This is a genomic window from Ferrovibrio sp., assembly GCF_965278975.1.
GTDB lineage: Bacteria > Pseudomonadota > Alphaproteobacteria > Ferrovibrionales > Ferrovibrionaceae > Ferrovibrio.
Genome location: NZ_OZ257126.1, coordinates 3,700,653 through 3,724,279, shown reverse-complemented (window position 1 = coordinate 3,724,279; position 23,627 = coordinate 3,700,653). Strand labels below are relative to the sequence as shown.

General features: G+C 64.0%; 24 protein-coding genes and 2 tRNA genes. 16 read left to right on the top strand and 10 right to left on the bottom strand.

Annotated elements, in window-relative coordinates:
• Position 1 precedes the first annotated feature (1 nt).
• The 5 genes from ACQY7X_RS17610 to ACQY7X_RS17590 all read right to left on the bottom strand — a co-directional run bounded on the left by ACQY7X_RS17610 (position 2) and on the right by ACQY7X_RS17590 (position 6,034).
• Positions 2–2,644 (bottom strand): valine--tRNA ligase, encoded by a 2,643-nt coding sequence (locus ACQY7X_RS17610; RefSeq protein ID WP_428246717.1) that lies wholly within the window; start codon positions 2,642–2,644, stop codon positions 2–4.
• Between the two features lie 85 nt (positions 2,645–2,729).
• The gene (locus ACQY7X_RS17605; RefSeq protein WP_428246716.1) at positions 2,730–3,371 is read right to left on the bottom strand and encodes a DUF2497 domain-containing protein; all 642 of its coding nucleotides are present in this window, start codon (positions 3,369–3,371) and stop codon (positions 2,730–2,732) included.
• 209 nt (positions 3,372–3,580) lie between these two features.
• The gene (locus tag ACQY7X_RS17600; protein WP_428246715.1) at positions 3,581–4,969 is read right to left on the bottom strand and encodes a TolC family outer membrane protein; all 1,389 of its coding nucleotides are present in this window, start codon (positions 4,967–4,969) and stop codon (positions 3,581–3,583) included.
• 59 nt (positions 4,970–5,028) lie between these two features.
• Positions 5,029–5,358 carry a rhodanese-like domain-containing protein gene (locus tag ACQY7X_RS17595; RefSeq protein WP_428246714.1) on the bottom strand — a complete coding sequence of 110 codons (330 nt, stop codon included), beginning with the start codon at positions 5,356–5,358 and terminating at the stop codon, positions 5,029–5,031.
• A gap of 4 nt (positions 5,359–5,362) precedes the next feature.
• Complete coding sequence (locus ACQY7X_RS17590) at positions 5,363–6,034, bottom strand: protein-L-isoaspartate O-methyltransferase family protein (protein WP_428246713.1); 672 nt, start codon at positions 6,032–6,034, stop codon at positions 5,363–5,365.
• Between the two features lie 279 nt (positions 6,035–6,313).
• Between ACQY7X_RS17590 and ACQY7X_RS17585 the strand changes: the two genes are divergently transcribed.
• From ACQY7X_RS17585 to ACQY7X_RS17550, 8 genes are all read left to right on the top strand, one after another.
• Positions 6,314–6,387: transfer RNA gene (locus tag ACQY7X_RS17585), tRNA-Cys, on the top strand.
• Between the two features lie 130 nt (positions 6,388–6,517).
• Positions 6,518–7,444 (top strand): AAA family ATPase, encoded by a 927-nt coding sequence (locus ACQY7X_RS17580; RefSeq protein WP_428246712.1) that lies wholly within the window; start codon positions 6,518–6,520, stop codon positions 7,442–7,444.
• A 2-nt stretch (positions 7,445–7,446) separates the two neighbouring features.
• Positions 7,447–8,682, top strand: coding sequence for a vWA domain-containing protein (locus tag ACQY7X_RS17575; RefSeq protein WP_428246711.1), 1,236 nt, complete (start codon positions 7,447–7,449; stop codon positions 8,680–8,682).
• On the top strand, positions 8,679–9,023 hold the full coding sequence (locus ACQY7X_RS17570; protein WP_428246710.1) for an XdhC family protein: 345 nt from the start codon (positions 8,679–8,681) through the stop codon (positions 9,021–9,023). Before ACQY7X_RS17575 ends, ACQY7X_RS17570 begins: the two co-directional genes overlap by 4 nt.
• The gene (locus ACQY7X_RS17565) at positions 9,020–9,739 is read left to right on the top strand and encodes an XdhC family protein (RefSeq protein WP_428246709.1); all 720 of its coding nucleotides are present in this window, start codon (positions 9,020–9,022) and stop codon (positions 9,737–9,739) included. Before ACQY7X_RS17570 ends, ACQY7X_RS17565 begins: the two co-directional genes overlap by 4 nt.
• A 3-nt stretch (positions 9,740–9,742) precedes the next feature.
• On the top strand, positions 9,743–11,398 hold the full coding sequence (locus ACQY7X_RS17560; protein WP_428246708.1) for an NTP transferase domain-containing protein: 1,656 nt from the start codon (positions 9,743–9,745) through the stop codon (positions 11,396–11,398).
• 210 nt (positions 11,399–11,608) lie between these two features.
• Positions 11,609–12,859 carry a hypothetical protein gene (locus ACQY7X_RS17555; RefSeq protein ID WP_428246707.1) on the top strand — a complete coding sequence of 417 codons (1,251 nt, stop codon included), beginning with the start codon at positions 11,609–11,611 and terminating at the stop codon, positions 12,857–12,859.
• Positions 12,860–12,979: 120 nt separating this feature from the next.
• Entirely contained in the window at positions 12,980–13,405 is a 426-nt protein-coding gene (locus tag ACQY7X_RS17550; RefSeq protein WP_428246706.1) for a hypothetical protein, read from the top strand.
• Between the two features lie 254 nt (positions 13,406–13,659).
• Here ACQY7X_RS17550 and ACQY7X_RS17545 read toward each other — a convergent pair whose 3' ends face one another.
• On the bottom strand, positions 13,660–14,430 hold the full coding sequence (locus ACQY7X_RS17545; RefSeq protein ID WP_428246705.1) for a hypothetical protein: 771 nt from the start codon (positions 14,428–14,430) through the stop codon (positions 13,660–13,662).
• A gap of 159 nt (positions 14,431–14,589) precedes the next feature.
• On the opposite strand from ACQY7X_RS17545, the gene ACQY7X_RS17540 reads away from it, so the two are divergent.
• Together ACQY7X_RS17540 and purU are read left to right on the top strand one after the other, a co-directional pair.
• The gene (locus ACQY7X_RS17540) at positions 14,590–15,072 is read left to right on the top strand and encodes a response regulator (RefSeq protein WP_428246704.1); all 483 of its coding nucleotides are present in this window, start codon (positions 14,590–14,592) and stop codon (positions 15,070–15,072) included.
• 23 nt (positions 15,073–15,095) lie between these two features.
• The gene (gene purU, locus ACQY7X_RS17535) at positions 15,096–15,950 is read left to right on the top strand and encodes a formyltetrahydrofolate deformylase (RefSeq protein ID WP_428246703.1); all 855 of its coding nucleotides are present in this window, start codon (positions 15,096–15,098) and stop codon (positions 15,948–15,950) included.
• An 11-nt stretch (positions 15,951–15,961) separates the two neighbouring features.
• On the opposite strand, the gene ACQY7X_RS17530 is transcribed toward purU, so the two are convergent.
• Positions 15,962–16,900, bottom strand: a complete 939-nt coding sequence (locus ACQY7X_RS17530; protein WP_428246702.1) for a hypothetical protein — start codon at positions 16,898–16,900, stop codon at positions 15,962–15,964.
• 77 nt (positions 16,901–16,977) lie between these two features.
• Here ACQY7X_RS17530 and ACQY7X_RS17525 point away from each other — a divergent pair, with 77 nt between their 5' ends.
• The 3 genes from ACQY7X_RS17525 to ACQY7X_RS17515 are packed head-to-tail and all read left to right on the top strand — an operon-like array spanning position 16,978 to position 20,346.
• Entirely contained in the window at positions 16,978–17,133 is a 156-nt protein-coding gene (locus ACQY7X_RS17525; protein ID WP_428246701.1) for a DUF2256 domain-containing protein, read from the top strand.
• Positions 17,130–18,668 (top strand): cryptochrome/photolyase family protein, encoded by a 1,539-nt coding sequence (locus ACQY7X_RS17520; RefSeq protein ID WP_428246700.1) that lies wholly within the window; start codon positions 17,130–17,132, stop codon positions 18,666–18,668. Before ACQY7X_RS17525 ends, ACQY7X_RS17520 begins: the two co-directional genes overlap by 4 nt.
• Positions 18,669–18,699: 31 nt before the next feature.
• Positions 18,700–20,346 (top strand): adenylate/guanylate cyclase domain-containing protein, encoded by a 1,647-nt coding sequence (locus tag ACQY7X_RS17515; RefSeq protein ID WP_428246699.1) that lies wholly within the window; start codon positions 18,700–18,702, stop codon positions 20,344–20,346.
• Positions 20,347–20,362: 16 nt separating this feature from the next.
• Here the strand turns inward: ACQY7X_RS17515 and ACQY7X_RS17510 are convergent, their stop codons facing one another.
• From ACQY7X_RS17510 to ACQY7X_RS17500, 3 genes are all read right to left on the bottom strand, one after another.
• Positions 20,363–20,989, bottom strand: a complete 627-nt coding sequence (locus ACQY7X_RS17510; RefSeq protein ID WP_428246698.1) for a LysE family translocator — start codon at positions 20,987–20,989, stop codon at positions 20,363–20,365.
• A gap of 111 nt (positions 20,990–21,100) precedes the next feature.
• A complete protein-coding gene (locus ACQY7X_RS17505; protein ID WP_428246697.1) occupies positions 21,101–21,370 on the bottom strand; it encodes a hypothetical protein in 270 nt (89 codons plus the stop codon).
• A 120-nt stretch (positions 21,371–21,490) separates the two neighbouring features.
• Positions 21,491–21,802: a hypothetical protein gene (locus ACQY7X_RS17500; protein ID WP_428246696.1), complete on the bottom strand. Its 312-nt coding sequence runs from the start codon at positions 21,800–21,802 to the stop codon at positions 21,491–21,493.
• A 4-nt stretch (positions 21,803–21,806) separates the two neighbouring features.
• Here ACQY7X_RS17500 and ACQY7X_RS17495 point away from each other — a divergent pair, with 4 nt between their 5' ends.
• The 3 genes from ACQY7X_RS17495 to ACQY7X_RS17485 all read left to right on the top strand — a co-directional run bounded on the left by ACQY7X_RS17495 (position 21,807) and on the right by ACQY7X_RS17485 (position 23,620).
• Entirely contained in the window at positions 21,807–22,613 is an 807-nt protein-coding gene (locus ACQY7X_RS17495) for an autotransporter outer membrane beta-barrel domain-containing protein (protein ID WP_428246695.1), read from the top strand.
• Positions 22,614–22,641: 28 nt separating this feature from the next.
• Positions 22,642–23,349: a hypothetical protein gene (locus ACQY7X_RS17490; RefSeq protein ID WP_428246694.1), complete on the top strand. Its 708-nt coding sequence runs from the start codon at positions 22,642–22,644 to the stop codon at positions 23,347–23,349.
• A 195-nt stretch (positions 23,350–23,544) separates the two neighbouring features.
• Positions 23,545–23,620 (top strand) — tRNA-Glu (locus tag ACQY7X_RS17485).
• The last annotated feature ends 7 nt before the right edge of the window (positions 23,621–23,627 follow it).

The window sequence follows — 23,627 nt, the reverse complement described above, 5'->3', positions numbered from 1 at the left end:
GTCACCCCAATTGCGCCAGGGCTTCGCCGAGCTTCTCGGCCAGCGCGCCTTGCACCACGCGGCGTTCGCGCTGCTCTTCCACCACGGCTTCCGGCGCCCGTGACATGAAGGTGGCATCGCCAAGCTTGGCGTCGATCTTGGTAATCTCGGCCAGTGCCTTGTCGCGCTCCTTGGCCAGACGCGCGCGCTCCTTGGCAATGTCGATCACATCGGCCAGCGGCAGGATCAGGGTGGCATCATCCAGCACCACGCGGGCCGAACCCTGCGGCACCGGTTGCTCCAGCGTGATCGTCTCGATGCGCGCCAGGCGCTTGATCGGGTCGGCATGGCGATCCAGCCGCGCCGCGACATCGGCGCCGCCGCCATTGACGATCAGCGCGATCTTCGCCGCCGCCGGCACGTTGAGTTCGCTGCGCGCCGTGCGCACGCCTTCGATCAGGCGGATCAGCCAGTCGATCTCGGCAGTGGCGGCCGCATCGTCGGCGCGGGCGCCATCCGTGGGCCAGTCGCGCAGCATCAGGAAGCCTTGGCTCTTGCCGTCGAAAAGCTGTTCCCAGAGTTCTTCCGTGATGAACGGCATGAACGGATGCAGCAGGTGGATCAACTGCCGCAGCACATAGGCGCAGGTGGCCCGCGTCTCGGCCTTGGCCGGGCCATCCTCGCCCATCAGCACCGGCTTGATCAGTTCGAGATACCAGTCGCAGAACACCGACCAGGTGAACTGGTAGAGCGCACCGGCGGCCTCGTTGAACTTGTAGGCTTCAATCGCCGCCGTGGTCTCGCGCGCGGCGCGGCCCAGCCGACCGATGATCCAGCGGTTCACGGTCTGCTGCACTGCCGCCGGATCGAAACCGGCAGGCAGCGCGCATTCATTCATCTCGGCGAAGCGCGAAGCATTCCACAGTTTGGTGGCGAAGTTGCGGTAGCCCTCAACGCGGCTCTCCGACATCTTCACGTCACGCCCTTGAGCGGCAAAGATCGACAACGCGAAACGCAGCGCATCGGCGCCGAACTTGTCGATCAGGTCGAGCGGGTCAAGCACGTTGCCCTTCGACTTCGACATCTTCTGGCCCTTCTCGTCGCGGACCAGGGCATGGATATACACCGTGCGGAAGGGCACTTCCTTGGTGAAATGCAGGCCCATCATGATCATCCGGGCAACCCAGAAGAAAATGATGTCGAAGCCGGTGACCAGCACGTCGTTCGGATAATGCGCCTTGAGGATGTCGGTCGGTTCCGGCCAACCGAGCGTCGAGAACGGCCACAGCGCGGAAGAGAACCAGGTATCGAGCACATCCTCATCGCGGGTCAGCGTTTCCGCCTTGCCGTAATGCCTGTCGGCCTGGGCCTGCGCCTCGGCTTCGTCATAGGCAACGAACACCGTGCCATCCGGGCCATACCAGGCCGGGATCTGATGGCCCCACCAGAGCTGACGCGAGATGCACCAGGGCTGGATGTTGCGCATCCATTCGAAATACGTCTTGTCCCAGCTCTTGGGCACGAACTGGATATCGCCCTTCTCCACCGCTTCGATGGCAGGCTTCGCCAGCACTTCGGCGTTGACATACCACTGCTCGGTCAGCCACGGCTCGATCACCACCTGCGAGCGGTCGCCATGCGGCACCATATGGGTGTTCGGCTCGATCTTCTCGACCAGTTCCAGGGCTTCCAGATCGGCGACGACCTTCTTGCGGGCGGCGAACCGCTCCATGCCGCGATAGGCTTCCGGCACGGCATCGTTGAGATGCGCATGCTTGTCGAAGATGTTGATCATCTCCAGGCCATGGCGCTTGCCGACTTCAAAGTCGTTGAAGTCATGCGCCGGCGTCATCTTCACCGCGCCCGAACCCTTGGCCGGGTCGGAATACTCGTCGCCGACAATCGGGATGCGGCGACCGACCAGCGGCAGGATGGCATAACTGCCGATCAGGTGCTTGTAGCGTTCATCTTCCGGGTGCACCGCGATGCCAGTATCGCCGAGCATGGTTTCCGGGCGCGTGGTGGCAACGGTGATGAATTCGCCGTCGCGGCCTTCCAGCGGATATTTGAAATACCACAGATGCGAGCGCACTTCGTGCTGCTCGACTTCCAGGTCCGAAATCGCCGTCAGCAGCTTCGGGTCCCAGTTGACCAGCCGCTTGTCCTTGTAGATCAGGCCATCGCGGTAAAGCTCGACGAACACCTTGCGCACGGCGGCGCTCAGGCCCTCGTCCATGGTGAAGCGTTCACGGCTCCAGTCGCAGCTTTCGCCCAGGCGGCGCTGCTGGCCGGTGATCATGCCGCCGGATTCCGCCTTCCATTCCCACACGCGTTCCAGGAACGCGGTGCGGCCCATGTCATGGCGGTTCATCTGCTTGGCGGCAAGCTGGCGCTCCACCACCATCTGCGTCGCGATGCCAGCATGGTCGGTGCCGGGCTGCCACAGGGCGGCACGGCCACGCATGCGCTCGAAGCGGATCAGCACATCCTGCAGCGTATGATTCAGCGCATGGCCCATATGCAGGCTGCCGGTGACGTTCGGCGGCGGCAGGGCAATTGTGTAGGGCTTGCCGGACTTGGCGGCGGGCTTGAAGGCGCCAGCCTGCTCCCAGGCCTCATAGAGGCGCTGTTCCACGGATTGCGGCTGATAGGTCTTGTCCAGCATGGTCCAACTCGGGGGCAAAAATGGGCGCAAATAAAAGACGATCCGGGCCAGTCAGTCTAGCCCGGAGAGCACCATTGCGGCGGATTTAGAGGTGATCCTGTTCCTCTTCCGCCTGAATGGTCAGGCGGGCCACCTCGCGCTCAACGATGCGCTGTACGATGGTGGCGAGATGCGCGTCGAGCCATTCCTTCAGCATCGGGCGCAGCAATTCCTTCACCAGTTCTTCCAGCGTGCGCTGGCCGTTGCCCAGGCCCATGGCACGACCGCCGGCAACGGCACCGGCCAGCGTACCAAGATGGCTGGCGGCGCGGGTCGCCGTCGGCTGCGAGACGAGAGCATCATACTCGTCGTCGCGCACCACATCGGTGAGGTCGTAGATTTCCTCGCGCGGCGGCGGCGGGGGCCTACGGCGCGGCGGCGGGGGTGGTGGCGGAGGCGGCGGCTCGTATTCCTCCTCCGGCTCCGGCATCGCCATGCGGGGCGGCGGCGGGGGTGGCGGAGGTGGCGGCGGCGGTGCCTCGGGCTCCGGCTCCGGTTCGGGCTCGGGTTCGGGTTCCGGCTCGGGCGGCGGCGGTTCCGGCTCGGGTTCCGGGGCAGCGGCTACAGGTTCGGGCTCAGGCGCCGGCGCAGCAGCGTTCTCGGCCCCATCCTCGGAAATGATCCGACGGATGGAGGCGAGAATCTCCTCCATTGTCGGTTCGCTCTGCCCTGCCTTAGGGTCGCTCATCCCCTGCCCGATCTTCCCGTCGCGGGGAATACTCCCCGGTTCGGCTGCTTGAACCTGCCTGTAGCGCGGCTAGCGGCACGAAACGGTGCCGACCAGCCGGTTACACCGACTCGTCAGCACCATGATATGCCTGCAAAAGATAACCGAACTGTTAAACCGGGTTAAGGCGTTTTTCCCGATACTGCAAGGCCTTCGCCGAAAATCTGCGATTATTCGACGTCAAGCCCGCCATCGGTGCCAAACCACAGGTCGCGCACCCGGCTGTAGTTCTCGGCCGGATCGTAGAGTTGCACCGGCAGAGCCAGATTACGGGCCGAGAGACGGCCCACCGCCGAGTAGAGCACGAAGCCGGCAACATACTCGTCACGCTCCGCGCGCACCTGCGCCACCTGGGCGTCGAGGTATTCCTGCTCCGCGTCCAGCACATCCAGCGTGGTGCGCGAACCGACCTCGGCTTCCTGCTGCACGCCCTCAAGGGCGATACGCGAGGCCTGCACCTGCGCCTTGCGGGCGTTGATGTTGGAGCGAGCGGTGTTGAGGTTTTCCCAGGCCTGGGTGACGCTCTGGCGCACCAGGCGGCGCTGCTCGTCCACCTGGATGCGGCGCTGGTTGAAGGTCTGCTTGCGCTGGCGGGTCTGGCTGTAGACGCCGCCGGCCTCATACAGCGGTACCGTCACCTGAATGCCAGCGCGGGCGGTGTTGAGGTCCAGATCGGCGCGGCTCTGCTCCGTGGTGCGGACGGCCGAGGCATTCAGCGACACGCTGGGCAGCAGCGCGCCGGAAGCCGCGCGTACATCGGCGCGGGCCGAAAGCTCGCGGAACTGCGCCGCCTGCAATTCGGGATTCTCCTTGTCGCCGATGGCAATCGCCTCATCCTCATTGGACGGCAGGGTCGGCAAAGCCGGCGGCGGCACCAGACGGCCCGGCTGCAGGCCGGAGATGCGGGCGAAGGTGGCACGGCTGGAGAGCAGCGCGCCCTCGGCGGAAATGCGGTCGGCGGTGGCGCGGCTGAGGCGCGATTCAGCCTGGGCGACGTCGGTGCGGGTGATTTCACCGACGCGGAAACGCTCGCGGGTGGCTTCCAGCTGGCGGCGCAGCACGCCTTCGTTATTGCGGGTCAGATCGACCACGGCCTGATCGCGCAGCACGTCCATGTAAGACGTGACGCTGTCCTGCAGCACGCGGCGCTCGGTGCTCGCCAGATCCTGGCGGGCGGCCTGCACCAATGCTTCGGCGCTATCGGTCAGGGCCTCGACGCGGCCGCCGCGATACAGCGGCTGGCTCACCGAGACACCGAGCGAGGTCGGGTTGATGGTGTCGCTCTGGGTCGAAGCGGTGTTGGGCTTGTAATCCTGGCGCAGCACGCCGGCTTCGCCAGTCAGGTTGACGGTCGGGCGCCAGCCGGACAGGGCCTGCGGCACGCCTTCATCGGTGGCCCGCACCGCGGCGCGGGCGGCGCCCAGCGTCGGGTTGTTGGTATAGGCGTTGGACAGCACCTCGCTGAGGGTCTGCGCACCAGCCTGCGGCGCGGTCAGCAGCCAGGCGGCAGACATGACGCCGCTGAGGAGAGCACCGCGCAGAATTGAAAGCTTCGCCATTCCAACCACCATTCTTCCCCTGGGGCCCCCGTATCCGGGCGGCACCCGCCAAAACCTGTCTAGTAGGTCGCCATGTCCGGGTCGATCCGTTCGGCCCAGGCATGAATACCGCCGGCGAGGTTAATCGCCTGTGAAAATCCGTTCGCCCGCAGCCACTGGGTGGCCCGCAGGCTGCGCCCGCCATGGTGGCAAAACACCACCACCCGGCTGGCCTGCGGCACTTCCCCGGCCCGCCCGGGCAACTGCCCCAGCGGGATATGGGTGGCACCCGGCAGGGCACAGAGCTTTACTTCCCAATCCTCTCGCACGTCGACCAGGGCGACATCCGCCTTGCTCTCCAGCCAGAGCGACAACTCATCAACCTCGATCTCCACCGGCAACGCGCTCATCGCGTCAGAACACGAAACCGGCGGGGCGGTCGAAGCCCGGCAGCGGCAGCGTGCCGGCATCGAAGATCACACGTTCGGCGAACAGGTTTCCGGCGCGCTTGACCACCACGGCCTGGCCAATCGGAGCGCCTTTGGGGCGGCGCACCGCCACCAGACGGCCGCCCTCGGCCAGTTGCTGCTTGAGCTGAGCCGGGATTTCCGGCACCGCGCCGGCCAGCAGAATCACGTTATACGGCCCCTGCTTCGCCAGGCCATCGGCCAGCGCGCCTTCGATCACGGGGGCATTGTCGAGGCCAAGCTGGGCCAGCAATTTGGTCGCCTCGGCGGCCAGGGCGGCATCGCTTTCCAGGCCGATCGCGGTGCTGGCCAGGCGGGCCAGCACGGCCAGGTCGTAGCCGGTGCCGCAGCCAACCACCAGGGCAACGTCACTGGGCGCCACATCGGCTTCCTGCAGCAGGCGTGCCAGCACCAGCGGCTCCATCAGCGCGCGGCCCGAGGCGACCGTGATGTCCTCGTCCATATAGGCCACGCCGCGGTAGGATTTCGGCACGAATTGTTCGCGCGGCGTCGCCGACATGGCCGCGATCAGACGCTCGTCGATCACCTTGTTCGGCAGCAGCTGGGTCAGCACCATCTGGCGCCGGGCCTCGGCGAAAAGTCGGTCGGCGGAAGCCATTACACGATTCCGGTTTGGGGCAGAGGGAATTAGCCCTCGGTTTATAATGCCGCATTGCGGTAAAAACAATGTCCGTAGTTTGGCTTAAGCCTCGCCGGCCTGTGACATCTGTCACAGTCTCCGGGCCGCCGCCGCACCCCGACTCCCGCCAAGGTCCTGCCAGCGTCCCGCCTGGGTCCCACCTAGGTCCCGCCAGCCCCCCAGGGGCTTGACCCGGCCAACCGCTTCCGCCTACAAGGTCCGTCGCGCCAGTTCGGTTCTTTCCGGCTGATGCATCGGGGTCCGGTGGCGGAGTGGCTACGCAGAGGACTGCAAATCCTCGTACGCCGGTTCAATTCCGGCCCGGACCTCCACCCCTTCTGAAAATCCCCGCCTCAACCTGCGCTGGTGCGCCGGGTGAATTGCGCCCCACCCCTGGCCTGGGGCAGGATGGCAGCCTGCCGTCGCCGCAGCCGTTCTGTATCTGCCCGGAAGTTCCAGCCGATGCCCGCCCAGCCCAAATCCGCCCTGCCCGCCTCCATCGACGCCGTCGAAACCCTGCTCGCCGCCGGCGACTATGTGGCCGACCGGCCGCTGGCCACCAGCCTGTTCCTGGCCCTGAAGATGGGCCGACCGCTGTTTCTTGAAGGCGAAGCCGGTGTCGGCAAGACCGAAATCGCCAAGGTGCTGGCGGAAACGCTGAACCGCCGCCTGGTGCGGCTGCAATGCTATGAGGGCCTGGACCTCAATTCCGCTGTGTATGAGTGGAACTACCCGCGCCAGATGCTGGAAATCCGCCTGGCGGAAGCTGCGGGTGAACAGGATCGCGGCAAGATCACCAAGGACATCTTCTCCCGCGACTTCCTGATCGAGCGGCCGCTGCTGCAGGCGCTGAAGGATGATGCCGCCGGCCCGCCGGTGCTGCTGATCGACGAACTCGACCGCACCGACGAACCCTTCGAGGCCTACCTGCTGGAAGTGCTGTCGGATTTCCAGATCAGCGTGCCGGAGCTTGGCGTGATCAAGGCCGCCGCGCCGCCCATCGTTATCATCACTTCGAACCGCACGCGGGAAATCCACGACGCACTGAAGCGCCGCTGCCTTTATTACTGGGTGGATTATCCCAATGCCGAGCGCGAGCTGGCCATTCTGGAGCGCAAGGTGCCAGGTGCGCCGAAGCGGCTGAGCCAGGAGATCGTCCGCTTCGTGCAGGCTTTGCGCAATGAGGAATTGTTCAAGCTGCCGGGTGTCGCCGAGACCATCGACTGGACCCGGGCGCTGACCTTCCTCGACAAGGTGGCGCTGGACCCGGAGACCATCGATAATACGCTCGGCGTCTTGCTCAAGTATCAGGATGATATAGCGAAAATGCAGGGCAGCGAAGCTGCCGCCATCCTGCGCCAGGTGCAGCAGGAACTGGCGGGGCTGTAACAATGAACCTGATGGCGCCAAGCGAAAGCCCGGAAGGCGGTCGCTTCGCCGAGAATATCGTGCATTTCGTGCGCATGCTGCGCGCCGCCGGTCTGCGGCTTGGCCCCGGCAAGGCCCTGGAAGCGGTGCGTGCGGTGGAAGCCGCCGGCATCAAGCGGCGCGACGATCTCTACTGGACGCTGTTCTCTGTGCTGGTGAACCGCCGCGACCAGCGCGAATTGTTCGACCAGGCGTTCCATATCTTCTGGCGCGATCCGAAAATCCTCGAACGCCTGATGCGCATGATGCTGCCCGAGGCCGAGGGCGGCGCCGAACCGCAGAAGCATCAAATGTCGCGCCGCGTGCAGCAGGCACTGATGCCGGACCGCCAGGGCAAGCCGAAGGACGATAACGGCGAGCGCGAGATCGAGCTTGACGCCACGCTCACCTTCTCGGCCAGCGAGCTGCTGCAAACCAAGGATTTCGCCGAGATGAGCGCCGAGGAAGTGACTGCTGCGCGCAATGCCCTGGCGCGCATCGCCTGGCCCTTCCCGCCGCGCCGCACACGGCGCTTCCAGCTTGACGCAAACGGCCCGCGCATCGATCTGCGCGCCACGCTGCGGCGCTCGCTGCGGCTTGGCGGCGGCGCCATCCCGCTGGTGCGCAAATCCACCGTCACGCGTGAGCCGCCGCTGGTTATCCTGTGCGACATCTCCGGCTCGATGAGCCAGTACAGCCGCATGTTCCTGCATTTCATGCATGCCTTGAGCAACGACCGCCATCGCGTGCACAGCTTCCTGTTCGGCACGCGGCTGTCGAATGTCTCGCGCCTGCTGCGCCAGAAGGATGTCGATAAGGCGCTCGCCGATGTCGGCTCGCGTGTGCCGGACTGGTCCGGCGGCACCCGCATCGGCGCCACCCTGGCCGAGTTCAACCGCTTCTGGTCGCGCCGCGTGCTCGGCCAGGGCGCCATTGTGCTGCTGCTCACCGATGGCCTGGACCGCGAACCGGGGCCGCAATTGGCGCGCGAAATGGAACGGCTGCACAAGTCATGCAAGCGGCTGATCTGGCTCAACCCGCTGCTGCGCTGGGATGGCTTCGAGCCGAAGGCGCTGGGCATCCGCGCCATTCTGCCGCATGTTGACGACTTCCGTCCCGTGCACAATCTAAACTCTGTGGCCGAACTCGCTGCCGCCTTGAGCGGCCAGAACGAGATCGGCAACCGGCTGAAACAGAATCTGGGAAGGATGGCGGCATGAATCCTGCGCATGAGAATAATGTGGCGCGCGAAGATCTGCTCGCCGAGGCCCTGGCCTGGAAGGCTGGCGGCAAGGGCGTCGCCATCGCCACGGTGGTCACCACCTGGGGCTCGGCGCCGCGTCCCGTGGGCAGCCAACTGGTGATCGATGATGAAGGGCGCTTCCTCGGCTCGGTTTCCGGCGGCTGCATCGAAGGCGCCGTGGTCACCGAGGGCCTGGATGCGATTCAGGATGGCAAGCCGCGGCTGTTGAGCTTCGGCGTGTCGGATGCCCAGGCCTGGGAAGTCGGCCTTGCCTGCGGCGGCAAGATTCAGGTTTATGTGGAGCGGCTGGACGGATGAAACAGGCAATCCTCGAACAGCTACAGGCCGACCGCGCCGCCAAGACGCCGGTGGTGCTGGCGACGTTTCTTGAAACCGGCGAACAGCGCCTGCTCTACCTCTATGGCAAGAAGGGCCTGAAGGATATCGACCCACGCATCGGCGAGGCGGCACGCGCCGCCATGCTGGAAGACAAGCCGCGCACCATCGATACCGAGCAGGGCCCCCTCTTCCTCAACGTGTTCAATCCGCCGCTGCGGCTGATCCTGGTCGGCGCCGTGCATATCGCCCAGGCCCTGGTGCCGATGGCGCAATTCGCCGGCTATGAGCTGGCGGTGATCGATCCGCGCAGCGCGTTTGGCAGCGAAGCGCGCTTCCCCGGCGTGTGGCTGTCGAATGACTGGCCGGATGAAGCCATGGCGCAGTTGAAGCCCGATATCCGCACCGCCGTGGTGACGCTGACCCATGATCCGAAGGTGGATGATCCGGCGCTGCACGCGGCGCTGAAATCGGATGTGTTCTACATCGGCGCATTGGGCAGCAAGAAAACCCATGCCGCGCGGATCGAACGCCTCACGGCTGCCGGCTTCGGGCCGGACGACCTTGCCCGTATCCATGGCCCCGTCGGCCTTTCCATCGGCGCCAAGACACCGGCGGAAATCGCCATCTCCATCCTCGGTCAGATGACCCAGGCTTTGCGCCAGCCGGTCGTGGCCACCGCCAGCGCCGCGGCCTGACGCATGTTCTTCGGTCCCCTTCCGGCACGCGAGGCGGCGGGCTGCATCCTCGGCCATTCGATCAGCGTCGGCACACAACGCTTCCGCAAGGGCCGCGTGCTGAGCGCGGAGGATGTTGCAGCCTTGCTGCAGGAAGGGCTGGACAGCGTCTATGCCGCCCGGCTGGGGCCGGATGATGTGCCCGAGGATCAGGCCGCAAGCCGGATCGCCGAGGCCGCGACAGGCAGCGCGGCGCGCGCCGCCACGGCTTTCACCGGCCGCGCCAATATCTACGCCGAGACCGCCGGCATCGCCGTGCTGGAGCCAGCCCGCGTCGATGAACTGAACCTGCTGCATGAAGCCGTTACCATCGCCACGGTGGCGCCTTTCGAGGTAGTGGAACCGGGCCAGATGCTGGCGACCGTGAAGATCATCCCCTTTGCCGCGCCGCGCGATGTGGTAGAGCGCGCGGCTGAAATCGCGGCGCAAGACGGCCCGCTGGTGCGCGTGGCGCCGTTCGAGGCACGCCGCGTCGGTCTGGTGATGACCCGCGTGGACGGCACCAAGGATAGCGTGCTGGCCAAGACCGAGGCCGCCCTGCGCGAACGCCTGCTGCGCCTGGGCAGCGATCTCGGCGGCAGCCTGATCTGCGAGCATGACGCCACTGCCATCGGCATCTGCGTGGCGCAGCTGCGCGAACAGGGCTGCGCGCCGATCATGGTGTTCGGCGGTACCGCCATCGTCGACCGCCAGGATGTGGTGCCGGCCGGCATCGTCGCGGCCGGCGGCATTGTCGAGCATTTCGGTATGCCGGTGGATCCCGGCAACCTGCTGCTGATCGGCCGTATCGCCGAAGTGCCGGTGGTCGGCGTGCCGGGCTGCGCCCGCTCGCCGAAGCTGAATGGCTTCGACTGGGTGTTGCAGCGCCTCTGCGCCGGCCTCGGTGTTGGCCGGGCCGAGATCATGCGCATGGGGGCCGGCGGCCTGCTGAAGGAAATCCCCACCCGGCCGATGCCGCGATCAGGACTGGCGGCCGGCGCCAAGGAGACCCCGGCACCCGATACTCCCAGGCGGCCACGCATCGCCGCCGTGATCCTGGCCGGCGGCCTGTCCAGCCGTATGCAGGGCGGCAACAAGCTGCTGGCCGACCTGGAGGGCAAGCCGATCCTGCGCCATGTGGTGGAGCATGTGCTGGCCTCCCCGGCCCGGCCCGTGCTGGTGGTGACCGGCCACCGCGCCGAGGAGGTGCAGGCAGCAGCCCTCGCCGGGGCGGCTGCCCCAGACGGCCTCGGCTTCACCCATAACCCCCGGTTTGCCGAGGGCCTCGCCACCTCCCTGGTGGCCGGCATCCGCGCCCTGCCCGAAGGACTGGACGGCGCCCTGATCTGCCTCGGCGACATGCCGGACGTGTCGGCACGCGTGCTGGACAAGCTGATTTCCGCCTTCAACCCGGTGGAAGGCCGCGCCATCTGCGTACCGGTGGTGGGCTCCAAACGTGGCAACCCGATTCTCTGGGGCGCCCAGTTCTTCAATCAACTCAAAGGCTTGGACGGAGATAGCGGCGCCCGGCGGCTGCTGGAGCAGCTTTCCGACTGGGTCTGCGAGGTGGATGCCGGGGAGGATGCCGTGCTGAACGACATCGACACCGCCGAAGCCCTGGCTGCCCGCCGCCTGCGCTGACGGCCCCTCCCAGCGGCGTAATATTCTTACGTCACACCAGTGTGATCCCGCCAGATGGCGAGAAATTAATGCTTTATTATCCTCGCGAAGGTTATTAACCAATGATCCGGCTTTTTAGCTGGGACATAATTTGTCATAGTGTCGCAGACGGTATTTTTGACCGGAGGCGGCGCGGTGCAGCCCCCGGGGTGGGAGAAAGCGGCCGAGTCGATGATGAGCGAGGTCAACAATACGACGCCGGCGTCCGATGACGAGAAGATGTTCACGGACTTCGACCGCATTGTACGCGGCAAAATCTTTGGCGGCCGTATCTGCGCCATCATGCAGTTCGTCAATCCGAAGAATTTCGAGCGTAACCGCGAAAGCTACAACATTGTAGTGCACGCGATCCGCTCGCTGATGTCGAAATACGAAGGCAGCTATTACACGCTGCACGACTATTCCATCGTGCTTTTCGCCCGCCTCTCCGAGCGCTTCTTCGAGCAGAGCTTCGAGAAGATGGTGCTCGAAATCGATGATGTGCTGACCCGCAACAACGTCGCCATCGGCCTCACGCCCGAGGAAGCCGAGAATGCCGTGCGCTGGTATCGCTTCGACCATAACCTGGATGAGCTCCAGGAATGGATGGACGCGATGGCGCAGCGTTTCCGCGTCTATTCCGAGCGCCGCAAGCGCCTGCTGGCCAAGGCCGGCACCGGCGCCGGCGCCACCGATGGCGTGCCGATCACGCCCGGCGCGTTGCAGCAGATCGAAGACATCCTGAAGAAGGCGGATGTTACCACCTTCATGCGCCGTCAGCCGATTTCCGTGGTATTCGGCAATCAGCCGCCGAAGCCGATCTTCCAGGAAATCTATGTCGGCGTGAACGAATTGCGCCAAGCCATCGCGCCGAATGTGAACCTGCGCGGCTCGCGCGCCCTGTTTCAGTATCTGACACGCACGCTGGACAGCCGCGTGTTCCGTTCGCTGCTGGATGGCTTCGTCACCCGCAACAGCGGCCCCTTCTCGATCAACCTCAATGTCTCGACGGTGCTGAGCGACCAGTTCCGCGATTTCGACAGCCGCATCGGCAATATCGTCAAGAAAGAGCAGATTATTGTCGAGTTGCAGCGTTGGGACGTGTTCTGGGATTATGCCGAATACCTGCTGGCCTGCGAATTCCTGCAGAATAACGGCTACCGCATCCTGATCGACGGCATCACACCCGATCTGCTCGGCCTGTTCGGCCGCAAGGAACTGCGCGCCGATTTCATCAAACTGTTCTATTTCAAGGATCATCACGACGACTGGGTGGCCAAGGACATCCAGCAGAAGATCGTCGATGCCGACCCGAACCGGGTGATCATGGCGCGCTGCGAGACCGACGAGGCGCTGCGCGCCGGCCAGGCTGCCGGCATCCGCCTGTTCCAGGGCTGGCATATCGACAACCTGATCCGGGCTGCCAAGGAAGTCATTTCCTAAAATTCACGCGCTGCTTGCAGGCGGCGGGCGGTCTTGTGCTATGCTGGATTGAGCCGAAGAAATCCGCCCCGGCGGGCAGCGCGGTGACGCGCCTGCCCGGCCCAGTTTTAGGTGATCTGCATGTGGAACCGCACGTCCTCCAAATCCAGCCTGCCCGAGCATGAGATGAAGGAACGTATTGCCGCCACCGCGCCGCGCGCCCTCTCGGCCAAGGATAACGAGCGGATCGAGAAAATCCTGGCCTCGATCGCCATCGACACCTCGCAGACCTTCAACGCCATGCTGGACAGCCTGATGGGCGAGCGGCCGGTGACGCATCACCAGAGCAACCAGACGCGCGACTACATCGTTACCGTGTTCGACGAAATCCGCATGGACTCGAACCGCGAGGCGATTCAGCTGGCGCGCAAATTCGCCGATCTCTGCATGCGCGCCGCCGACCAGCTCAACGACAACCATCAGCGCACCGTGGCGCGCTGCGTCAGCGAATTGTTCGAGCAGTTCGCCGCCAAGCTCGATCACCGCGAACCGGCGAATTCGAATTAATCCAAAAGTTTAAAAACGAACTCGTGGATGGCCCGCCTAAAGCGGGCCATGACGGCTCATCATGTGTAAACGCCATGCCCTGCGCAGGCAGGGCATGGCGTTTACACATACTTGTCACCCTCGCGCCAGCCCTTCGGGCCTGTGCGCCCACGAACCCCGTTAGGCGTTCGCGCGCTTACAGAGGGTCCCATTTTTACCAACGTGAAACGGGATTCCCGCCTTCGCGGGAATGACGCTGAGCGCTGAATTGGCTCTCAATCCGCCGGCTTGTAACGGGCCAGATTGATCATGAATTCGCCGAACACCTCGGCCGGCTCTTCGCCCACGGTGTCGATGAAAAGCTGCTTGTCGGCGCCTTGCAGGTCGCGCAGCGGGCGCACCAGGCTGTCGAAGAAGATATAGAATTCGCGGTTGCCGAAGGGCAGCGGCTCGCCATCGAATTCCTTCTCGATGAACACATTGGTCGCAATCCCGACCGAGGTCGGGTCATGCTGCATGATCTTCAACACCCAGTCGCGCCGCACATCAAAGGCGCGGAACGCCTTCACCACGCGGGCGATCACCGTGTAATAAACCGCCTTCATGCGCGGATCGGCATAGAACGTGTCCCAGCCCTCCTGGCTGTCGCCGGCGCGCAGTTCTTCCGCCACCTGGCTACAGGTCTCGGCAAATTCGCTCACCTGGTCGCCGAACAGCGAGCGGATGAAAAAGAAGAAATTGCCGATCACGCGGCGATCCAGTCGACCGGCCTCGAAATGATCCGAGAGCGGGTGCACCACCAGCCGGCCAAAGGCGTTGGTGCGGATATTGCGCTGCTTTTCCTCTTCCTGCAGGCGCTCAAGCTGCTGGTAGCTGGCGCGGTAGAAGTGGTCCAGATCGGGTGAATCCTTGGTTGCCTCAACGATACGCTGCAGATCGGCAAGGTTGAGCGGCCGTGTTGCCAGACTCTCGCCCAGGGCATGGAGCAAGGCATCCAGCACCATGTTGGACATCTTGCGCAGATACTCGGGACCGGCATTGAACATCAGGCTGGCCACCCCCTGGAGGCCTCGGGATTCGCAACTTTTTTGAGCATAGGAAGCCACCGCCGAAGATGCGAGGCAAATCTTGCAATTATCGTCCGGGTCTTACACACTCTGGGATTGTTAACCCAGCCCGAACCTAAGCAACCGCCGGCAACGACCGTGAACACCCGCCTGCCTGCCTTCGATAATCTGACCCGACTGCCGGTAGACCTGCGGGTGCGGCGGATCATGATCGTCGACGACGACAACGTGTCGCGCCAGATCGCTTTGCGGCTGCTGCAGCAATTCTCCTTCGGCCAGGTGCTGGAAGCCACCAATGGCGAGGAAGCCCTGTCGCTGCTGAAGGCCTCGGAAACCCCGATGGACCTGCTGCTGGTGGACCTGATCATGCCGATCATGGACGGCTTCGACCTGATCGAGCGTATCCGCAGCGGCGAGCGCGGCATCGATCCGAATATCCCGATCATCATCATGTCGGGCCGTACCGATCCGGAAACCTTGCAACGGGTACGCAAGATGCGTATCAACGGCTTCGTCGCCAAGCCGCCGCAGGCGCGCAACTTCTTCGAGCGCATCGTGGCGGCACTGCAAAGCGCCAAGGCGAAGCCGAATACCGACCCCACCGTCCGCAAGCTGACCTGATCCTCCTAGCAGCAAAAAAATCCATGGGCCTGATCCTTACCCTGTCCTGCCTGGACCGCCCCGGCATTGTTGCCGCCGTGTCCGGCTTTCTCGCCGAGCAGCAATTCAATATCCGCGAGTCCGGGCAGTTCAGCGCCGCCGAGACCGGCCTGTTCTTCATGCGCGTGACCTTTGACGACATCAGCGGCAGCCGCCGCGTGGTGGAGGATGTGCGCGCCGCCTTCGCCCATGTCGCCGCCCCGTTCGGCATGACCTGGGCAATCCATGATGAAGGTGCGCGCCAGCGTGTGCTGATCATGGTGTCGAAATTCGGTCATTGCCTGAACGACCTGCTGTACCGCTACTCCATCGGCGCGCTGCCGATCGAGATTCCCGCCATCGTCTCGAACCATCGCGAATGGTATCAGCGCGCGGCGGTGCACAATATTCCCTATCACCACATTCCGGTGACGCACGACAACAAGGCGGCGCAGGAGCAGCGCCTGCGCGACATCATCCGCGACGAGAAAATCGATCTCGTGGTGCTGGCGCGCTACATGCAGGTGCTGTCGCCGGAACTCTGCGCCGACCTGCAGGGCCGCGTCATCAACATCCACCATTCCTTCCTGCCGAGCTTCAAGGGCGCCGCGCCCTACAGCCAGGCACATGCGCGCGGCGTCAAGCTGATCGGCGCTACGGCGCATTACGTCACCAGCGATCTGGATGAAGGCCCGATCATCGAGCAGGAAGTGGCGCGCGTCGACCATGCCTATTCACCGGAGCGGCTGGCGGCCCAGGGGCGCGATATCGAAAGCCTGGTGCTGGCCCGTGCGGTCGGCTACCACGCCGAACACCGCATCTTCATCAACGGCAGCAAGACCGTGATCTTCCGGGGCTGATCCCCGTCAGATCATTTCTTCTTCGGCGTGCAGTTGCGCGCCACGCCCAGCACCGGCTTGACGCTGAAGGGCTGCGCAGCATCCTGGCTCACGGTGATCTTGAGCGCATCGATGATGCTGTCGCCGGGCACTTCCACACGCAGTAGATTCGGGATCGGTGCCGCGTCCGGGCCAAAGCCGGGGGCAGAAGGCTGGATCACGCAGTCATGGCTGTCGCCATGCACCAGCAGCACCGGCTTCTGGAAGCGCCGGGTTTCCTCTTCCAGCAGCTTCATCAGATCATCCATGCCATCGCGCGAGCCCTTGCCGTTGTCGATCGTGTACCAGAGATCGGCCTGCATGAAGATCGCCAATGCGCGGTCGCCGCGCGCCGATGAGAAAAGCTGCCGCAGCCAGCTCAGGTTAGCGTCGTTGCGCGCAGTATATTCGGCGCGGTCGCGGCGCATGTTGTTGAAGCTGCCCACTACATGCAGGGTGCCGAAGCGGATGCCATCGACGCGCCAGGCCTGGTTCTCAGGATAAGTATTGCTCTGGCGCTCCAGCGGCATTGGCCTGGCACCCAGGCTGTCCGGACGCTGGAAGAACATGCGCCGCAACAGCTTCAATTCCTCATTCGGGTCGCTCGGCGGATTTGCCCGATGGCAATCGGTCCACTCGTTATCTCCCGGCGTATATATCAACGGTGCCTGAAACTGGGCGAACCAGGTCTGCACCCGCTTGTTCCAGGCTTCGCCGCAAGCGGCATGGCTGCCCTTGGTATCGCCGACATGTACCGAGAATCGCGGCTTCTCGGCGTTGATGGCATCAAACAGGGTTTCCATGTCGGGGATGTCGCGGTCCTGGTAGGGCATGTCGCCCAGCGCAACGAAGCTCCAGTTGCCTTGCGCAAAGACCGGCCGGCCCAGGCAGCAGATAGTCAGTGCAAGAACGAGAACCAGGATGGCACGCATGTCGATTTCCTCCGCAGCAGCAAATCATAGCCCGATGCTCCATGGCGGCAAGGGGCCGGCCATGACCGGGGCGTGACGTGCACCGCAAACCGCATCTGCCAACCAAAAGCTGCCAAGCCTGCCAGCGCCCTTTTGCATGGCGGCGCAAATGGGCCCGTGACTGGGACCAGGTACGTTATTGCTCCGATGGCTGCCGCAAACGCGCCGGCAGCAATCGCAAGGCAGCACCATGATACCCGCCAGCCTGCGCCTGGTGCTGGGCGACCAACTGAGCCCGACGTTATCCAGCCTGCGCGATGCCGATCCGGCGCGGGACCATATCCTGCTGGCCGAGGTGATGGAGGAGGCCAACTATGTGCCGCATCATCCGCAGAAGATCGCCTTCATTTTCTCCGCCATGCGGCATTTCGCCGAAGAGCTGCGCAAACGCGGCTTTACCGTCCACTACAGCCGTCTCGATGATCCCGCCAACAGCGGCAGCCTGTTCGGCGAGGCGCAAAGAATCATCGCCCAGCTTGAAGCGCCCCGGCTGATCCTTACCGAACCGGCGGAATGGCGCCTCGATCATGCCATGCGCCGGTGGGGCGATAGCTTGAGCCTGCCGGTGGAAATCCGGCAAGACGACCGCTTCCTGTGCAGCCGTGCCGCCTTTGCCCGCTGGGCCGAAGGCAAGCAGCAACTACGCATGGAATTCTTCTATCGTGCCATGCGGCGGCGCCACCAGGTATTGCTGGATGCCGACGGCGAACCAGAGGGCGGCCAGTGGAATTTCGACGCCGAAAACCGCAAGGCGCTGCCCAAGGGCCTGGCCATCCCACAACGCCCTGCCCCGGCTCCCGATGCCATCACGCGCGAGGTGCTGGACCTGGTACGCGAACGTTTCGCGCATCATTACGGCCAGCTTGAACCTTTCCGCTGGGCGGTGACGCGCGCGGATGCCGAAGCCGCACTCGACTGGTTCATGAACCACGCCCTGCCTGATTTCGGCGACTACCAGGATGCCATGGCCGAGCATGAGCCGCTGCTGTTTCACAGCGTGATATCGCCCTACATCAATGTCGGGCTGCTCGATCCATTGCAGGTGATCCAGGCCGCGGAGAAGCAATACCGCAAAGGCCGCGTGAAGCTGAATGCGGCCGAGGGCTTTATCCGCCAGATCCTTGGCTGGCGCGAATATGTCCACGGCCTCTATTGGCTGGAGATGCCGGATTACGGCAACAGCAACGCGCTGGATGCCGACCGACCGTTGCCGGAATTCTTCTGGACCGGCAACACCAGCATGAACTGCCTGCGCCATGCCATCGGTGACACGCTGCGCCAGGCTTACGCACACCATATCCAGCGGCTGATGGTGATCGGCAATTTCGCGCTGCTGGCCGGGCTGACGCCAAAGCAGGTGCAGGCATGGTATCTGGCCGTCTACGCCGATGCCTTTGAATGGGTGGAATTGCCCAACACCCATGGCATGGCATTATTCGCCGATGGTGGCCGCATGGCTTCAAAGCCTTATGCCGCTTCGGGCAAATACATCCAGCGTCAATCCGACTATTGCCGTGGTTGCACATATGATGTGGCCCAATCCACCGGACCGAGGGCGTGCCCGTTCAACGCGCTTTACTGGGATTTCCTTGCCCGCAACCAGCGTAAGCTGGCCGGCAATCCACGGCTTGCCATGCCGTATCGCAACTGGGCCCGCTTCAGTGCCGAGCGCCAGGCCGCTTTGCGTGATCAGGCCCAAAATTACCTGAACAAAATCGACCAATTGTAGCGCGGAACTTCAGGCGCTAGATTGCCGCACCATGAGCGAGACCGTCCACGACGTCTACATTTTTGCCGATTACCGCTGGCAACTGGTACGGCAATTCAACAGCCGGCAGCGCGAAGCGGCGATCGAGTATGCCGAGTTCATGTATCGCGAGAAGCATGTACTGGCCTATCGCGTGGTGGAAGAAACCCGCGAGGCCGATGGCGGCCAGCGCGAGCGCAAGATCGCCAACAAGAAAAAGGTGGATACGCTGCCGACCCGGCCGCCACCCAGCCGTGTCGCGACGCGCAGCCCATCCAACGACCAGTCCAAGGCCAGGGCCACGGCAAGCGCCACTGGCCCACAGGCCGAGGCCATGGCAGAACCCGAACCGCTCTCGCCGCGCGGCCGCCAGGCAGTGGCGGTGCTGCTGGCTGCCCTGGTGATCGGCGCCCTGGCGATCCTGGCGCTGCTGCTGAAAGCCAGCGGCGCGGCGGGCTTCGTTTCCACCACCATGCTTACCGGCCTGGCCGGTGGCTTCAGCGTTGCCACTGCCCTTGGCCTTGGCCTGCTTGCCTCGGCGCCCGATGAGCGCGGCCGCATCCTGAGCCAGCTTTTCCGATTCTTAAGTGAACGCGAGGCAGCGCCGCAGCCTGCCGGGATGGTGCCTGTGCCGGTGCCGCTCACTCAGCCGGAAGCCATGCCGGCGGCCGAGCCTGTAATCGCCGAACCAGAGCCAGAAGCGTTGGTACAGCTTGATCCCGAAGATGCCGGCAGCCTGGTGACGGCGGAACGGCATCGCTCGCTTTCCGCGGTGATGCAGGGCTTCGTGGTGCTGACCAGGGCCTGGATGGCCAAGCTGCTCGGCTTGGCTGGTGCCGCAGAGAATGGCCAGATCACCGGCCATATGCGCTTCGGCCTGCATCTCTTCCTGGCCGGCCTGTGCGAGCAATCGGGCAAGCTGAAGCAATGGCAGCCACATGAGCAGCGTTTCGTGCTGGCCAGCAGCCTGGCGGAATTGTTTGGCGACGCGGGCGGCGCCCGGCGCTTTGCCGGCATCATCGACGATTACCTGGCCGAGCCGCGCTACATGGAGATGTACAAGGCCGGCCTGACCTGGGATGGCCGGCTGGACCAGGGCCTGCCGGGCGGCCCTGCCCTGGTTGAACGCTGGATCAGCCGCAGCGATGGCCGCGCCGTCGAACAGGTGGTGGTGATGTTCACCGACATCGTCGGCTCCACCGAATTCACCCAGCTGCATGGCGACAGCCTGCAGATGGAACTGGTGCAGGCGCATGATCGCATCGTGCGCCAGTCGGTGGAGGATCATAACGGCCGCTGGGTGAAGCATACCGGCGATGGTGCCATGGTGGCCTTCGACCGCGCACTGGAAGCCGTGCGCGCCGCCTTGCAGATCCAGGGTGAAGTGCGCGTGCATAACGAGATCATGCCCGCCCTGCCCCTGAAGCTGCGCATCGGCCTTTCCGCCGGCAAGCCGATCAAGGCTGGCGACGATCTGTTCGGCTCAACGGTGCAGCTTGCCGCGCGGGTCTGCGGCCTGGCGATACCGGGGCAGATCACTACCTCGGCCACGGTTCACGATGCCTGCGCCAATGCCGGCATCGTGTTCATCGCCATGGGTGACTACACGCTGAAAGGCTTCCAGACACCGCAGGCGGTATTCGCCATCAACCTGGCCTGATTCGGTCAGCGCCGCCCTACGACAGGCGCGTGGTCAGTATCTTGAAGCCGGCATAGCCAAAGGCGAGCGCGAAGGCGCCTTCGAACCAGCGGCGCAGGCGCAGATACCCGCGCACCGCCGGGGCGCTGGAGAACAGCAGCGCATAGCCGTTGAACACCAGTGTGCTCTGCACCGCCATGGCGGCGATGATGATCAGCAGGGTCTGCGGCGAAGCCTGCGGCGGCACGCCGATGGCATAGAGCGAGCCGAAGAACAGGATCGGCTTCGGGTTGGTGAGATGCAGCGCCAGGCCGCCGGCATAGGCCCGCCGCAAGGACGTGTACTGAACAGTTTTCGGCGCCATGTCGCCCGGCTTCAACGCCGAGCGCGCCGACTTGAAAGCCAGGAAGATCAGGTAGCCGGCGCCGGCATAGCGCAGCAGCTCGAACATCCAGGCATTGGCCAGCATCACCGCGCCAAGCCCGAAAGCGGCGGCCGTGGACCACATCAGCGATCCGGTGGCGACACCACCGGCCACGGCCAGGGCATAGGGCCGGCCAGCGGTCATCGCCGTGCCGGCGATATTCAGCGTGGCGGGGCCGGGGCTGCCGGTGGCAAGCAAAGCGGCAATGAGGATCAGCGGCAGATTTATGGTATCGAGCATGGCCGCAGCATGGCGGCGGCGACCGTGTAAATTCAAGAGCGGAGATGTACCGCTACAATTGCGCGGTGATGTGCCGCAGCCTTACTTCAGGGACGCTTTGCGTCCACGCCTTTATTTCAGGGACGCTTTGCGTCCCTCGTGCGACTGAATCAGCTGTTCGCAGCGCACTTCGATATCGTAGGCGGTCTGGCGCGAGAAGCCGCCCTGCACCTTGCGCAGGCCTTCATTGATACATTCGTTGCGCGAGACCGGAGCGAGCGGCAGGCTGTCTTCCGCCTGCACGGCAGCCACCACTTTCATGCCAATCACGCCGGTGGCGCCGAGGCCGCCGAGCACCAGGACTCCAACCAGGGCAGCGCGCTGTAATTGTGAAAGTTTCATCGTCGACTCGTCTTTCTGAGAGGCTGTTTTGACGCATTTTTACCGGCCAAAAACGAACGTCAAGTGGTGTTACTATTGGTGAGAATTGGCGCGCGGCGGACTTGCCTTACACGGGTAAAATCACTCAAAACATGTCGCGGAAATGACAGCTTTTTGCATCACGGCAGGCAGGGTTCGATTCAGCTTCGAGGCGAAAAACGTTGTGGTTGCGCCGGCTTTTTTGCGGGCATTTTGCACTACCGCTACGCCCTCTGGATTCGGGCAGTCCCGCACCTTGATGCATACGCGCAGAACGTGTAATGGTTTCGCGTAGCACTGGTTCGGGTTCGCTGCCTTTTCAAGGCTCGCGACGAGTTGGCGCGGCAAGCAGAACGGCTTGGGCAATTTTGATGGTAGGTGGCATATGCGCAGCAGTCTGATCGGCACTTTCATACTGGTGCTTGTTACCGTCCCGCTGCCGGCCCTGGCCCAATCCTGGAATCCCTTCGCGCCGCCGCCGCCGAAATGGACCGCCACTTTCGGCCTGCAGGATACCCATGCCAAATCGACGGCGCCCGGCAGCCCATCGAAGACGGACTCGATCTCCGGCACCGCCACGCTGATGTATCAGTATGATGATGCCACTTTCCTTGGCGGCAACATCGCCTACACGAATTCGGACACGAAGGCCGGCCTCGATAACGGCCAGACCGATTCCGATGCCTATGCTGGCGGCGTGTTTGCCATGCGTGCGCTGGAGCCGACCTTGCTGCTTGATGGCGCGTTGGGCTTTGGCAGTGTCGCGCTCGACAACCGCTACAATAACGGCGCAGCGATCCTCTATAATGCCGATACGATCTTCTGGTCCGCCGGCCTTGGGCTGACCAAGCTGTTCCCGGTCTCGCCAAACCTGACCGCCAGCCTGTCGGCGCGCTATACCTTGGTCGCCAGCCGCACCGACAGCTATACCGACAGCGCCAACAATCGCGTCAATGCGCAATCGAGCAAGCTGCACTATATCAGCCCCGGCGGCGGCCTGAACTGGCGCTATGGCCAGTGGGAACCCTACGCCAACCTGAGCTGGAACCTGGGCAGCCGCGATTTCACCAGCGGCGTGAGTGACCGCGACTATTTCTCCTTCGGCTTCGGCACCGGCTATGCCGTGACCAAGGCGACCACGATCAATGCCGGTTTCGCCGGCGTGCTGGGCAAGAGCGAAGCCTCCGAGCGTTCGCTGCTGCTCAGCGTCACCACCAAGTTCTGACCGCCACGCTTTGACCCTGGAGGCTGCCATGACGTCCTTCCGCACGCTACTCGCCGCATCGCTGTTCCTGGCCGGCTTGGTGCTGGCCTCTGTGGGCCTTTTCAGCGGCGATGCCCGCGCCTATTGCCCGCCGCCCTGCCCTGGTGCTGGCGCCAGCCCGGCGGTAACGGCGGCGCAGAACAGCGCCCAGACCCTGATCCAGCGCATTACCAGCGGCCAGCTCACCATCGAGCAGGCCCGCATCATGGCCACTGAGATGGAAAAGCAGTACGGCAACACGCTCGCCGCGCAGCAATTGCGCGATGCCGCCGATGCCTGCGAGAAATCCGGCAATTGCGTTGCGCCGCCGGCCACGGCGACAGGCACCACGGCAGCCAACACCACGACAGCCACGGCCGCCCCCCAGCAGAGCATCCCGGTGACGATCCCGCCCAATCAAAGCGGCAAGCCTGGCGCCGTCTTTCAGGCCATTGTCACCAACGGACAGGTCTTTTTCGTCACCGACAAGGGCGGCCTGGTGCCGTATGTGGCCGGCAAGGCACCGCCGGCAGTTTTCACCGGCAACCTGTCCGATGCTCCCAGCTCGATATCCTCCATCAGTACCGAGCTGATGGAGACCCTGCCCAAGGGCGCGCAGCTGATTGTCGGCTACGGCATTGGCGTGCAGGGACTCTCCGACCCCTTCGACAACATGCTCAGAAACTCCAGCTATAACGTGGTCCACACCAAACTCTGAAACCGGCAGGCGGAGCTTCCTCTGCCCATTGCGACCCCTCTGCCCATTGCAACCAAGGGGCGCCCCGGCCAGGGCGCCCTTTTTCTTTATGCCGTGATTTTGCCCAAGCCACCGGCTTGATTTGGCGCCCGAACCGGGCTACACCCTGCCCCGCCTCACCGGCTCGCCTCCCGTATCTGCGGCAGGCCCAGGACCGGCCCCTTCGTCTAGAGGCCTAGGACACTACCCTTTCACGGTAGGTACACGGGTTCGAATCCCGTAGGGGTCGCCACTTTTCT

Bases quoted from the DNA above. Each gene is read 5' to 3' on its own strand.
- ACQY7X_RS17500 (WP_428246696.1), bottom strand. From the start codon at position 21,802: ATGAAAGTGCCGATCAGACTGCTGCGCATATGCCACCTACCATCAAAA.
- ACQY7X_RS17555 (WP_428246707.1), top strand. From the start codon at position 11,609: ATGATGAGCGAGGTCAACAATACGACGCCGGCGTCCGATGACGAGAAG.
- ACQY7X_RS17590 (WP_428246713.1), bottom strand. From the start codon at position 6,034: ATGGCTTCCGCCGACCGACTTTTCGCCGAGGCCCGGCGCCAGATGGTG.
- ACQY7X_RS17520 (WP_428246700.1), top strand. From the start codon at position 17,130: ATGATACCCGCCAGCCTGCGCCTGGTGCTGGGCGACCAACTGAGCCCG.
- ACQY7X_RS17580 (WP_428246712.1), top strand. From the start codon at position 6,518: ATGCCCGCCCAGCCCAAATCCGCCCTGCCCGCCTCCATCGACGCCGTC.
- ACQY7X_RS17530 (WP_428246702.1), bottom strand. From the start codon at position 16,900: ATGCGTGCCATCCTGGTTCTCGTTCTTGCACTGACTATCTGCTGCCTG.
- ACQY7X_RS17565 (WP_428246709.1), top strand. From the start codon at position 9,020: ATGAAACAGGCAATCCTCGAACAGCTACAGGCCGACCGCGCCGCCAAG.
- ACQY7X_RS17550 (WP_428246706.1), top strand. From the start codon at position 12,980: ATGTGGAACCGCACGTCCTCCAAATCCAGCCTGCCCGAGCATGAGATG.
- ACQY7X_RS17570 (WP_428246710.1), top strand. From the start codon at position 8,679: ATGAATCCTGCGCATGAGAATAATGTGGCGCGCGAAGATCTGCTCGCC.
- ACQY7X_RS17505 (WP_428246697.1), bottom strand. From the start codon at position 21,370: ATGAAACTTTCACAATTACAGCGCGCTGCCCTGGTTGGAGTCCTGGTG.
- ACQY7X_RS17510 (WP_428246698.1), bottom strand. From the start codon at position 20,989: ATGCTCGATACCATAAATCTGCCGCTGATCCTCATTGCCGCTTTGCTT.
- ACQY7X_RS17490 (WP_428246694.1), top strand. From the start codon at position 22,642: ATGACGTCCTTCCGCACGCTACTCGCCGCATCGCTGTTCCTGGCCGGC.
- purU (WP_428246703.1), top strand. From the start codon at position 15,096: ATGGGCCTGATCCTTACCCTGTCCTGCCTGGACCGCCCCGGCATTGTT.
- ACQY7X_RS17515 (WP_428246699.1), top strand. From the start codon at position 18,700: ATGAGCGAGACCGTCCACGACGTCTACATTTTTGCCGATTACCGCTGG.
- ACQY7X_RS17545 (WP_428246705.1), bottom strand. From the start codon at position 14,430: ATGTTCAATGCCGGTCCCGAGTATCTGCGCAAGATGTCCAACATGGTG.
- ACQY7X_RS17605 (WP_428246716.1), bottom strand. From the start codon at position 3,371: ATGAGCGACCCTAAGGCAGGGCAGAGCGAACCGACAATGGAGGAGATT.
- ACQY7X_RS17560 (WP_428246708.1), top strand. From the start codon at position 9,743: ATGTTCTTCGGTCCCCTTCCGGCACGCGAGGCGGCGGGCTGCATCCTC.
- ACQY7X_RS17600 (WP_428246715.1), bottom strand. From the start codon at position 4,969: ATGGCGAAGCTTTCAATTCTGCGCGGTGCTCTCCTCAGCGGCGTCATG.
- ACQY7X_RS17575 (WP_428246711.1), top strand. From the start codon at position 7,447: ATGAACCTGATGGCGCCAAGCGAAAGCCCGGAAGGCGGTCGCTTCGCC.
- ACQY7X_RS17610 (WP_428246717.1), bottom strand. From the start codon at position 2,644: ATGCTGGACAAGACCTATCAGCCGCAATCCGTGGAACAGCGCCTCTAT.
- ACQY7X_RS17595 (WP_428246714.1), bottom strand. From the start codon at position 5,358: ATGAGCGCGTTGCCGGTGGAGATCGAGGTTGATGAGTTGTCGCTCTGG.